This is a genomic window from Citrobacter sp. Cpo015 (assembly GCF_030333035.1).
Taxonomy (GTDB): domain Bacteria; phylum Pseudomonadota; class Gammaproteobacteria; order Enterobacterales; family Enterobacteriaceae; genus Citrobacter; species Citrobacter portucalensis.
In genome coordinates this window covers 92,703-105,306 of record NZ_JAOWGS010000035.1, presented here as the reverse complement: position 1 = coordinate 105,306, position 12,604 = coordinate 92,703, and the positions used below count along the sequence as shown (strand labels likewise).

Genomic DNA, 12,604 nt, shown 5'->3' with positions numbered 1-12,604 from the left:
CTATCCTCCTACTGTTACCTGAAATCCGGCGCATTCTGCCATCTTACGTATAATATCCACCTCTTGCGCAGTCGGTACGGGCACTTCTTTCATCAACCAGGGCAAACCGAGCAGGCTGTATTTGGGCTCGCCATATTGATGAAACGGTAGCAGGTGTACCTGTTTTATGCCTAGCGATGACAACATCGTCAACACATGCTGCGTGTTATCTGAATTCATCGTAAAGCCCGGGATCAGCGGCAGGCGAGGTATGACATTAACCCCTTCCTCCACCAATAGCCGTAAATTCGCCAGTACACGCGGTAGGTTCATGTTGATGACCTCACGAGCCAGATCTCCATCCATTATTTTGAGATCGAACAACACCTCATCACACTCTTTTGCCAGCGATAACAAGCGACCGGCCGGCGCATCGCCAGCCGTTTCAATTGCACAGCGCACATCCCAGCGCCGCAGACGTTGCAGGAACCGTGTGGCAAAGGGCGCTTGCATCAGCACTTCACCGCCAGAAAGCGTTACCCCCCCACCAGAAGAGCGAAAGAAAATATCATCTTTCATCACTTCACGTTCCAGATCGTCCAGCGTGATATCACGACCAATACGTTCAAACGCCCCAGAGGGACACTCGTCGGCATCACGCAGACAGGGTGTACAGTGCAGACATTTACTCTCCCGCCGTACCGTTTCAATACGTGGTGAGAGTGATTCCGGGTTAGCACACCAAGGGCAGGTATGCGGACAGCCTTTAAAAAAGACGACCGTACGAATACCCTGCCCATCATTCAGTGAGTAACGCTGAATGTTGAATATACGCGCGACTTCCTCGCCTCGTGGGTCAATTACCTCACAGTTGATGCGCGGTGCGGCGAATGATGTCATCCTGGATCTCCTTCGACAACTCGACAAAGAAGGCGCTGTAACCCGCCACACGCACCACCAGCCCGGTGAAATCCTGCGGGCGCTGCTGCGCTTCGCGCAATGTGTCGGCATTCACCACGTTAAACTGGATATGCTGGAGTTTGAGCTGGGTAAATGCCCGCAGAAAATCCGCCAGCTTGCGTAAACCGGCCTCACCTTCCAGTGTGGCTGGCGTAAACTTCACGTTCAGCAACGTCCCATTGGAAAGCAGTGTGTTATCCAGCTTGCTGACCGACTTCAACACCGCCGTCGGTCCTTGCATATCCTGTCCCAGCATCGGCGACAGCCCCCCATCTGCCAGTTGCTCCCCGGCTAAGCGGCCATCCGGTGTTGCCCCAACGACCGAACCCAGCGGCACGTGTGCAGAGACGGTATACGAACCCGGCGTAAATTGCCCGCCGCGCGGATTCTGGTATTTCTCTACCTCTTTGCAGTAATGACGTAGCAGTTCGGCGCTAATGTTATCTACATCATCGATATCGTTGCCGTATTTTTCGAAGCGATTGATCAGCCTGGCGCGAACTTTCTCGCCTTCCGGGGTAGCAAAGTTATCTTTTAGCACCGACAAAAGTTCATCAAAAGATAAGCGCTGTTGTTCGAATACCAGCCCATTGAGCGCATGCAGCGAATCGCTCAGGTTTGCAATACCGATCCCCTGTACGCCGGAGAAGTTATAACGCGCACCGCCGTCGGTAATATCGCACCCTTTATCCAGACAGTCGCTAATAAACGAGGAGAGCAGCGGCACCGGCGCCCAGTCGCGGTGACCGATATCGCAGATATTACTGCCCTCCACCATCAACGTGATGTAGTGGCTGATTTTGGCACGAATATGCGCCAGGAGATCGTCGTACGTCAGAGTGCGGTTGCCTTCGTTCTCATGCAGACAAATTTCCATCACTTTCAGCAGATTAAACATAGCGATATCGTGCAAACCGTATGTTCTGCCTGGAATAGACAGCTCGACACAGCCTACTACCGCGTAATCCCGCGCATCTTCCAGCGAAACACCGCGATTAAGAAACGCGGGCACCACCACTTCATCGTTAAAGATTTGCGGGATGCCGGTACCAAGACGAATGGTCTGTGCTGTTTTCATCAGGAACGGTGTATCGATCAACGCATTCGTGCGCACACCGAGGTTTGGTTGTGGTAGCTGTACGTTCTGATACGCATCAAGACAGAGGAAAGACAATACATTTACCGCACTACGACCATTCTCCGTCAATCCCCCCAGTAGCGCGGTGTAGCCTGTTGGGAAGCCAGCGAAATAGCGCGCGCTGCTGGTGGATCGCAGCAGTACGATGTCATTACATTTCACCCACAGGGATTCGAGGATCTCTTGTAAGAATGCCGGGTCTTCCCCCTGCGTCAGCGAGGCCTGATAAAACGGCAGCATATACTGGTCGAAGCGTCCGAGTGAAAGAGAACTGGCGTTGGATTCATATTGCAAAATAATGTTCATGTACCAGAACAGCTGACATGCCTGCCAGAAAGTTTGCGGCTTGCTTTGAGCGTTATGCCGAGAGTTTTCAGCAATCGTCAGTAATTCCTGGCGTCGCTGCGCATCCGGGCAGCTTTCCGCCATCTTCTCTGCCAGCATAGCGTAACGCAGAATATGGTTTTGCGAAGCCTCAAGCAGCAGCAGCGCAGCCTGATAAAAGTGATTCTCCGGCTGCTGCAGACAATGCGCTCGCATCTGCGCTACCAGTTCGCCAAGCCCATGATTCAACAGGCGTGGATAATCAATAATGATATGTCCCTGACCTTTGTCAGTCTGGTTAATGCTAAAAATCTGGGTACTGACGGCAGCTTTAACCTCATCGGTCATCTGACCGTTGATGAAATCTTTCATCGACCGCTTTTCCCAGTACGGATACAGCACATCGCGATAGAGATGTTTATCCTCTTCGCTGATGTCAAAACGGTCCTGCGGACGGGTTGGAAACTGCTCCAACTCTTTAAGCAGCCAGTAAGGATCCATTTCCGGTGACATAATGCCCGCACGCGGTTTAACAGTACGGTTTCCGGCAATCAGTTCCTCATCACGAATCGAAATCTCAACGTGCTCAAGAATATATGCGGTGGCTTTCGCCCGACGCAGAATAACCGGCTCTCCCTCCGTCTGCTGGTGGCTGGCGGTATATAACAGTGCACGTTCAAGCGAAATTTCACGGTTGTTCTGAAACAGAGCGGTTTTTAAACGTTGGATGCGGTTAGTCATGAGGAACTCCTGCGGGAATAGTTGCCTGATGGCGCTACGCTTATCAGGCCTACGCATCTGTAGGCCGGATAAGGCGAAGCCGCCATCCGGCAAACAAACGGTTAAGCGGTTTGCGCAAGGTGCGCGCCAATCTTGTTCATGATGGCGTCGGCACGTTTCACCGCATCGCTGATGTTGACGCGAACGATAGTTTTGCCCGCAAAGCGCTCTTCAAACTTGATACCAATATCCTTGGTCAGAATGACCATGTCGGCTTCCGCCACATCCGCCACGGTCAGTTCGTTTTCCAGACCGATCGACCCCTGAGTCTCAACCTTTACTTGCCAACCTTTAGCTTTAGCGGCGCTTTCCAGCGCTTCGGCTGCCATATAGGTGTGGGCAACGCCAGAAGGACATGCGGTTACTGCGATAATCTTGGTCATGACTCATTCCTCACTTAATTCATTTCAAAATCTAAATCCAGGTCATCTTCTTTCTGATCGACCTGAGACACTTTTTTCCGCGCCAGACTTTTCAGTACGTTAACGCACACGGCGGTCACTACAGCACCAACGGCAACCGCCGCGATATAACCCAGTTTTCCTTCCACTACAGGCAGAACAATCAGCCCGCCCCAGCCGGCATAACACTGCGCACCAAACAGGGCGGCGGTTACCGTGCCACAGGCGGAACCCACCATAATCGATGGAATGACACGCAGCGGATCGGCTGCAGCAAACGGAATCGCGCCTTCCGTTACGCCAACGCAGCCCATTACCAGCGCAGCTTTACCGGCTTCGCGTTCTTCAGAAGAGAAATTCTTACGACCAATCAGCGTCGCTAAACCTAAACCCAGCGGCGGTACGCAGATCCCTACTGCGGCGATTGCCACGACGGCATAAACCCCCTGCGCCACGCAAATCAGCATGAAGGCGTAGGCAACTTTGTTAATTGGCCCTCCCATATCGAAGGCCAACATCAGTCCCATAATTACCGCCAGCAGCACAATGCTGCCCTGCTGCATACCCTGCAGCCACTCGGTCAGGCTAGTAGTTAACGCGCCAACAGGCTCCCCCAGCCCCCACATCATGATACCTGCGGTGATAAAAGTGCCGACGATGGGAATAACGAAGATAGGCATTACCGAACGCAACACCTTATGTACGGGGATCTTCTTCAGATAATGGACAACGATACCGCCAATAATCCCAGCAATTAATGCGCCAAAGAAACCTGCACCGAAGCTGTTTCCCACCCATGCGCCAATCGCACAAGGGGCCAGAGCAGAACGTTCAGCGATGGAATAGCCGATATAAGCAGCAAGAAATGGCACCATCAAAGTCAACCCGGCGACGCCAATATCAAACAGCTTTTTAAGATTAGGATCGGTCGCAGCATCCGGTACCGCGCCTTTGCCATACAGCATGACGGAGACAGCCAGCAAAATACCGCCCGCTACGACGAAGGGGATCATATGCGAAACACCGGTCATCAGGTGCTGACGAGTATTTTTCAGGATTTGTACCAACTCTTTCATAAGTCGCTCCCGGGCTGCCTAAAGCCCATATCCATAAACTTGTTGCGGAAAACAATAGGCAATCTGACGCGACGCAAACAGTGGATAAAAAGGCCATTTGCTGGACTTTTGTAATATCAGTACAAAAATGCGATCCGCCTCATAACTTGCAGTTTCTCGGAATTTATAGTGGATACGCTGACTTGTGAGGGATGTCTCACTTTGATAGTTACATTACATTTATCCAGTTTTTGGCAGATTTGTCACATGGCAGGCTCAGGCGTTGCCCTTTTATCCTGTAGCGAGAAATCGTTATGGGAGATGAGGCTATGGCCCTGATTGTGGAATTTACCTGTGAGCTACCCAATGGCGTACATGCACGCCCGGCAAGCCACATAGAAACGCAGTGCAACACCTTTACCTCACACATTGAGTGGCACAACCTGCGTACCGAACGTAAGGGCAACGCTAAGAGCGCACTATCGTTGATTGGCACCGATACTCTGGCGGGTGATAGCTGCCAGTTGCTGATTTCCGGTACAGATGAACAGGCAGCCCACCAGCATATGAGCCAATGGTTACGAAATGAATTTCCGCACTGCGATGCACCGCTAGCGGAATCCAAAAACAACGAGCTGGAGCCACTTCCAGCATCGCTCACCCATTTAAATCCACAGCTTTTCCGCGCTCGCACCGTCTGCAGCGGCAGCGCAGGAGGCGTTCTGAGTCTGCTTTCTTCGCTGGATCTTAACGCGCTCAGTAACCTTCCATCCGCTCAAGATATTGAAACCGAGCAAGCGGCACTGGATAACGGTTTAACGCTGTTGATGAAAAATATTGAGTTTCGATTACTCGACAGCGACGGCGCTACCAGTGCGATTCTGGAAGCACACCGCTCGCTGGCAAGCGACCTCTCACTCCGTCAGCACCTGCTCGCCGGCGTATCACGCGGGTTAAGCTGCGCCCAGGCGGTTGTCGAAAGTGCCGGACATTTTTGTGATGAATTCGCCCGTTCAAGCAGCAGTTATTTACAGGAGCGTGCACTGGATGTACGCGATGTTTGCTTCCAGCTTCTGCAGCAAATTTATGGGGAACAGCGCTTCCCTGCACCGGGAAAACTGACCCAGCCTACGGTTTGCATGGCGGATGAGCTAACACCGAGCCAGTTCCTCGAACTGGACAAAAAATTGCTGAAAGGCTTGCTGTTAAAAAGCGGTGGTACTACGTCACACACGGTGATTCTCGCCCGGTCATTCAACATCCCTACGCTGGTTGGCGTAGATATTGAATCTTTGATGCCATGGCTACAGCAAACGGTTTATATCGATGGTAACGCAGGAGCAGTCGTCATTGCCCCTGATGAATCCATCGTACGTTATTATCAGCAAGAAGCCCGTATCCAGGATGCCATTCGGGAACAGCAACGTATCTGGCTGACCCAGGAGGCACGCACAGCTGATGGCATCCGTATGGAAGTCGCCGCCAACATCGCCCACTCCGTGGAAGCACAAGCAGCCTTTAGTAACGGTGCGGAAGCGGTTGGCCTGTTCCGTACGGAAATGCTGTATATGGACCGTACCTGCGCCCCGGATGAGAACGAGCTATACAACATTTTCTGCCAGGCGCTGGAACCCGCAAAGGGACGCAGCATTATTGTACGCACCATGGATATCGGCGGTGATAAACCCGTTGATTATCTGAATATTCCTGCTGAGACCAACCCATTTCTCGGTTATCGCGCGGTGCGTATTTATGAAGAATATGCCACGTTGTTTACTACGCAACTGCGATCGATCCTGCGCGCCTCAGCGCACGGTAGCCTGAAAATCATGATCCCAATGATCTCCTCGATGGAAGAGATCCTGTGGGTCAAAGAGAAACTGGCTGAAGCCAAGCAGCAACTGCGAAGTGAACACATTCCGTTTGATGAGAAGATCCAGCTCGGTATTATGCTGGAGGTTCCGTCTGTGATGTTCATCATTGACCAATGCTGTGAAGAGATTGATTTCTTTAGTATTGGCAGCAATGACCTGACGCAATACCTGCTGGCGGTCGACCGTGACAACGCCAAAGTTACCCGCCACTACAACAGCCTGAATCCGGCCTTCCTGCGCGCGCTGGATTACGCCGTGCAGGCAGTACATCGGCAGGGGAAATGGATTGGCCTGTGCGGCGAACTTGGTGCCAAAGGTTCGGTGCTGCCATTGCTGGTGGGACTGGGTCTGGACGAAATCAGTATGAGCGCTCCCTCCATTCCCGCCGCCAAAGCGCGGATGGCGCAACTCGACAGCCGTGCCTGCCGTCAATTGCTGAATCAAGCGATGGCTTGTCGAACCTCGCTGGAGGTCGAACATCTGCTGGCCCAGTTCCGCATGACCCAACAGGATACGCCTCTGGTTACCGCCGAATGCATCACACTGGACAGCGACTGGCGCAGTAAAGAAGAGGTCATCAAAGGGATGACCGACAACCTCCTGCTGGCAGGCCGTTGTCGCTATCCACGTAAACTGGAAGCAGACCTGTGGGCACGCGAAGCCGTCTTCTCTACCGGATTAGGTTTTAGCTTCGCCATTCCACACAGCAAATCCGAACATATTGAGCAGTCCACCATCAGCGTAGCGCGCCTGCAAGCGCCGGTACGTTGGGGTGATGATGATGCACAGTTCATTATTATGCTGACGCTCAACAAACATGCCGCTGGCGATCAGCATATGCGTATTTTCTCGCGTCTGGCGCGCCGCATTATGCATGAAGAATTCCGTAACGCGCTGGTTAGCGCCGCCTCAGCCGACGCTATCGCCAGCCTGTTGCAACATGAACTTGAACTTTAAAGAGGATGTTTTTGTATGGAACTTTACCTTGATACCGCCAACGTCGCGGAAGTTGAACGTCTGGCACGCATCTTCCCTATCGCGGGTGTTACCACCAACCCAAGCATTGTGGCGGCAAGCAAAGAATCTATCTGGGATGTACTGCCGCGCCTGCAAAACGCCATCGGCGAAGAGGGTATTTTGTTTGCCCAAACCATGAGCCGCGAGGCGCAGGGCATGGTGGAAGAAGCCAAACGCCTGAGCAATGCAGTGCCCGGTCTGGTAGTGAAAATCCCGGTGACATCCGAAGGTCTGGCCGCGATTAAGATGCTGAAAAAAGAGGGTATCACCACGCTGGGAACCGCCGTTTACAGTGCTTCTCAGGGGCTACTGGCTGCGCTGGCAGGAGCTAAATATATCGCGCCTTACGTTAACCGTATCGACGCACAGGGCGGCGATGGGATTCGCACAGTACAAGAACTGCAAACGTTACTGGAGCTGCATGCGCCAAACAGCATGGTACTGGCAGCCAGCTTTAAAACCCCGCGTCAGGCGCTGGATTGCTTACTGGCAGGATGTGAAGCTATCACCCTGCCATTAGACGTAGCGCAACAAATGCTCAATACCCCTGCGGTAGAGTCAGCAATAGAGAAGTTTGAGCAGGACTGGAACAACGCATTTGGTCACATCAACCTGTGAGGGAAATAAAGTATGGATCGCATTATTCAATCACCTGGTAAGTACATCCAGGGTGCCGATGTTATTACCCGTCTTGGCAGCTACCTCAAACCACTGGCAGAACGCTGGCTGGTCGTTGGGGACAAGTTTGTCTTAGGCTTTGCCCAGGGCGCACTGGAAAAAAGCTTCCAGGATGCCGGACTGGCGCTGGAAATTGCACCGTTTGGCGGCGAATGTTCACAAAACGAAATCGACCGTCTGCGCGGCGTAGCGGAAAAAGCGCAGTGTGGCGCAGTACTTGGTATTGGCGGCGGTAAAACGCTGGATACCGCCAAAGCGCTGGCGCACTTTATGGGCGTGCCTGTCGCCATTGCCCCAACCATCGCCTCTACCGATGCGCCGTGCAGCGCGCTGTCCGTCATTTACACCGATGCCGGTGAATTCGATCGCTATCTGCTGCTGCCCAACAACCCGGACAGGGTCATTGTGGATACCAAAATTGTCGCGGGCGCACCGGCGCGTCTGTTAGCTGCGGGTATTGGCGATGCGCTGGCAACCTGGTTCGAAGCACGTGCTTGTTCACGCAGCGGCGCAACCACCATGGCGGGCGGTCAGTGTACTCAGGCGGCGCTGGCGCTGGCAGAGCTGTGCTTTAATACGCTGATCGAAGAAGGTGAAAAAGCGATGCTGGCAGCCGAGCAGCACGTGGTGACACCAGCACTGGAACGTGTTATTGAAGCCAACACCTATCTGAGTGGCGTCGGTTTTGAAAGCGGTGGTCTGGCAGCGGCTCACGCCATTCATAATGGTCTGACCGCAATCCCGGATGCGCATCACTACTATCACGGCGAGAAAGTGGCGTTTGGTACGCTGACGCAGCTGGTGCTGGAAAACGCACCGGTCGATGAAATTGAAACCGTTGCCGCGCTGTGCCATTCCGTTGGCCTGCCGATTACCCTGGCGCAACTGGACATCAAACAGGATATTCAGGCGAAAATGCGCATTGTGGCTGAGGCCGCCTGTGCCGAAGGCGAAACCATCCACAACATGCCTGGCGGCGCAACGCCGGACCAGGTGTATGCCGCCCTGCTGGTGGCTGACCAGTACGGTCAACGTTACCTGCAAGAGTGGGAATAACCTGCCAATAGAAAATCCCCGCACTCGCGGGGATTTTTTTATTCATACTATGCCGGATACGCACAAGCGACATCCGGCATTATCTGTTACAGCAGATCGAAACGATCCAGGTTCATCACTTTCACCCATGCGGCAACGAAATCTCTCACGAACTTCTCGTGAGCATCGCTGCAGGCATAAACTTCAGCCACTGCGCGCAGTACGGAGTTAGAACCGAACACCAGATCGGCGCGGGTTGCCGTGTATTTTACTTCGCCGCTCAGACGGTCACGACCTTCAAACAGCTCTTTTGACTCATCAACCGCCTTCCACTCATGGCGCATATCCAGCAGATTGACGAAGAAGTCAGTGCTGAGCACGCCAGGACGATCGGTAAAGACGCCATGCTGGCTGCCGTCGAAGTTGGTGCCCAGTACGCGCATACCGCCCACCAGCACGGTCATTTCCGGTGCGGTCAGCGTCAGCTGCTGTGCTTTATCAATCAGCAGCGACTCGGTGGTCGATACGTCAGGACGAGCGCGGTAGTTACGGAAACCATCGGCAATCGGCTCAAGCAGTTCAAACATCTCAATATCCGTTTGGTCCTGACGCGCATCCACGCGGCCCGGCGCAAAAGGTACTTTAATGCTGACACCCGCAGCGCTAGCCGCCTGCTCTATACCGACAACACCGGCCAGCACGATAATATCGGCTAACGAAGCGGTATGGGCTGACTTATAAATGCCTTCCAGCACAGGCAGTACGCGTGCCGCGGTAGCATTCACATCCCAGCCACGCTGTGGGTCCAGCGCCAGACGCGCACCGTTAGCGCCGCCACGTTTATCCCCACCGCGGAACGTTGATGCCGAAGCCCACGCTACCGATACCAGTTCGCCCACGGACAACCCGGAAGCGGCAATGGTCGCCTTCAGTTTCAGGATATCTTCTTCGCTTGGGTTAAAGAACGCATGCGGCAGCGGGTCTTGCCAAATCAGATCTTCTTTTGGCACTTCCGGTCCGATGTAACGTGCTTTTGGCCCCATATCACGGTGCGTCAGCTTAAACCATGCGCGGGCAAATGCTTCGTTGAAGGCCTGCGGATCGTTCAGGAAACGACGGGAGATCTTCTCGAACTCCGGATCGAAACGCAGCGTCAGGTCGGTAACCAACATTGTTGGCTTACGTTTTTTCGACGGATCGAACGGATCGGGGATAATTTCCGGTGCGTCAACCGCTTCAAATTGAATCGCACCTGCCGGACTGCGGGTTTGTACCCATTCATATTTGAACAGGTTCTCGAAGAAATAGTTGCTCCATTGGGTCGGCGTCTGCGTCCAGACCACTTCCAGACCGGAAGTAATTGCGTCTGCACCCGCGCCGCTGCCGTAGCTGCTGGCCCAGCCCAGGCCCTGCGCTTCAATTGGTGCGGATTCTGGATCGGCGCCTACGTGCGAAGCCGGTGCAGCACCGTGAGTTTTGCCCAACGTATGACCGCCGCCAATCAGCGCTACGGTTTCTTCGTCGTTCATGCCCATGTTACCGAAGGTCGCGCGAATAGCCGCTGCCGCAGAGAGCGGTTCGCCGCTATGGTCCGGCCCTTCCGGGTTCACATAGATAAGGCCCATTTCGGTTGCGCCCAGCGGCGCTTTTGCCAGTTCTTCCGGATGACGGTGGGTCAGCCAGGCTTTTTCATCACCCCAGTTTACGTCGAGATCCGGTTCCCAGACGTCTTCACGACCGGCACCGAAGCCGAAGGTACGGAAGCCTGAGTTTTCCAGCGCCACGTTACCCGCAAGGATAAACAGGTCGGCCCAGGAAATTTTCTGGCCATATTTCTGCTTGATTGGCCAAAGCAGACGACGCGCTTTATCCAGGCTGACGTTGTCCGGCCAGGAGTTCAGTGGCGCAAAACGCTGCTGTCCGCGACCCGCGCCACCGCGTCCATCGATGGAGCGATAGGTCCCTGCACCGTGCCATGCCATGCGGATAAATAATCCGGCATAGGTTCCCCAGTCAGCGGGCCACCACGGTTGAGATTCGGACAGAAGGGCTCTGAGATCCCCTTTCAGGGCAGAATAGTCGAGTTTGCTAAACTCTTTTCGGTAGTCGAAGTCCTCACCCAGCGGGTTAGAACGGTTGGAATGTTGGTTTAAAAGATCTACACGGAGTTGATTGGGCCACCAGTCGCGGTTGTTCGTTCCTGCTCCCGCACTCTGATCGTGACCGCCCTGATGAAAAGGACACTTACCGGCAGTTGATGCGTTTTGGCTATCGTCGGACATGCTCATCTATATGCTCCCTTTACAGTGTTCTGACTACGATATACACCACCAGAGATAAGATATAGTCGAAAAAACCCACAGATTCGATAGCTAATTCCTTTTATATTTAAAGTTACAGAGATGTAGATCAAAATGATCAATAAAAAGCCCTCCCTAGAGGGCTGGGGCATCTGTTTAATTCGGTCTTACACCCAGTGTGTGACAAATAGCGTAGCTCATCTCGGCACGGTTAAGGGTATAGAAGTGAAAATCTTTCACCCCTTCGCGACTGAGGATTTTCACCATGTCCATAGCGATGTTTGCACCTACCAGCTTGCGGGTTTCCGCATCATCATCCAGACCATCAAACATGGTCGACATCCAGGAAGGGATACGAACATTGGTCATATCGGCAAATTTTTTCGCCTGTTTAAAGTTAGAGACTGGCAGGATACCCGGAATAATTTCCACATCGATTCCCGCAGACACACAGCGATCGCGAAAGCGTAGATAGCTTTCTACATCGAAGAAGAACTGAGTAATGGCGCGGTTTGCACCGGCATCAACCTTACGCTTCAGGTTCAGCAAATCGGCCTGAGCGCTCTTCGCTTCTGGGTGTACTTCCGGATAAGCCGCAACGGAGATATCAAAGTCCGCAACGTCTTTCAGCAGAGTCACCAGGTCAGAGGCATACATATCCGGTTTACCGCTTCCCGGCGGCAAGTCACCGCGCAGAGCAACAATATGACGAATACCGTTATTCCAGTAGTCCTGAGCAATGGTCCGCAGCTCATCGCGGGTAGCATCAATACAGGTCAGGTGCGGAGCCGCTTCAAGACCAGTGCGATCCTTAATACCTTTAATAATGCTGTGCGTACGGTCGCGCTCACCAGAGTTTGCACCATAGGTGACTGAAACAAACTTCGGCTTCAGGCTGCTCAGGCGATCGATGGAGTTCCACAGGGTTTGCTCCATTTCACTGGTGCGCGGCGGGAAAAACTCAAACGAAACGTTAATCTGACCCTGTACTTCCGCCAGGCTCTGATTCAGGGCTTCCCGCTGGTTGGCGTGAAAAAAGCTCATACCTTACCTCATCAATCTT

Annotated in this window: 9 protein-coding genes; 3 read left to right on the top strand and 6 right to left on the bottom strand. The window is 53.3% G+C overall.

Annotated features, from left to right (window positions below; translation table 11 throughout):
* From OGY67_RS14520 to OGY67_RS14505, 4 genes are all read right to left on the bottom strand, one after another.
* Complete coding sequence (locus OGY67_RS14520; RefSeq protein WP_208744817.1) at positions 1-879, bottom strand: [formate-C-acetyltransferase]-activating enzyme; 879 nt, start codon at positions 877-879, stop codon at positions 1-3.
* Positions 845-3,142 (bottom strand): formate C-acetyltransferase, encoded by a 2,298-nt coding sequence (locus OGY67_RS14515; protein WP_032945638.1) that lies wholly within the window; start codon positions 3,140-3,142, stop codon positions 845-847. The genes OGY67_RS14520 and OGY67_RS14515 overlap by 35 nt, the downstream gene beginning before the upstream one ends.
* Positions 3,143-3,243: 101 nt before the next feature.
* Positions 3,244-3,564, bottom strand: a complete 321-nt coding sequence (locus tag OGY67_RS14510) for a PTS fructose-like transporter subunit IIB (protein ID WP_128612229.1) — start codon at positions 3,562-3,564, stop codon at positions 3,244-3,246.
* A gap of 14 nt (positions 3,565-3,578) precedes the next feature.
* Positions 3,579-4,658 carry a PTS fructose transporter subunit EIIC gene (locus tag OGY67_RS14505; RefSeq protein WP_174770835.1) on the bottom strand — a complete coding sequence of 360 codons (1,080 nt, stop codon included), beginning with the start codon at positions 4,656-4,658 and terminating at the stop codon, positions 3,579-3,581.
* Positions 4,659-4,966: 308 nt separating this feature from the next.
* Here OGY67_RS14505 and ptsP point away from each other — a divergent pair, with 308 nt between their 5' ends.
* The 3 genes from ptsP to gldA are packed head-to-tail and all read left to right on the top strand — an operon-like array spanning position 4,967 to position 9,262.
* Positions 4,967-7,468, top strand: coding sequence for a phosphoenolpyruvate--protein phosphotransferase (ptsP, locus tag OGY67_RS14500; RefSeq protein WP_286574113.1), 2,502 nt, complete (start codon positions 4,967-4,969; stop codon positions 7,466-7,468).
* A 15-nt stretch (positions 7,469-7,483) separates the two neighbouring features.
* Positions 7,484-8,146, top strand: a complete 663-nt coding sequence (gene fsa, locus OGY67_RS14495; RefSeq protein WP_020996106.1) for a fructose-6-phosphate aldolase — start codon at positions 7,484-7,486, stop codon at positions 8,144-8,146.
* Positions 8,147-8,158: 12 nt separating this feature from the next.
* The gene (gene gldA / locus OGY67_RS14490; protein ID WP_060683063.1) at positions 8,159-9,262 is read left to right on the top strand and encodes a bifunctional L-1,2-propanediol dehydrogenase/glycerol dehydrogenase; all 1,104 of its coding nucleotides are present in this window, start codon (positions 8,159-8,161) and stop codon (positions 9,260-9,262) included.
* An 86-nt stretch (positions 9,263-9,348) separates the two neighbouring features.
* Here gldA and katG read toward each other — a convergent pair whose 3' ends face one another.
* Both katG and metF read right to left on the bottom strand, forming a co-directional pair.
* Entirely contained in the window at positions 9,349-11,529 is a 2,181-nt protein-coding gene (gene katG / locus OGY67_RS14485) for a catalase/peroxidase HPI (protein WP_048215178.1), read from the bottom strand.
* 168 nt (positions 11,530-11,697) lie between these two features.
* Positions 11,698-12,585 carry a methylenetetrahydrofolate reductase gene (gene metF / locus OGY67_RS14480; protein WP_003825161.1) on the bottom strand — a complete coding sequence of 296 codons (888 nt, stop codon included), beginning with the start codon at positions 12,583-12,585 and terminating at the stop codon, positions 11,698-11,700.
* Between the last annotated feature and the right edge of the window lie 19 nt (positions 12,586-12,604).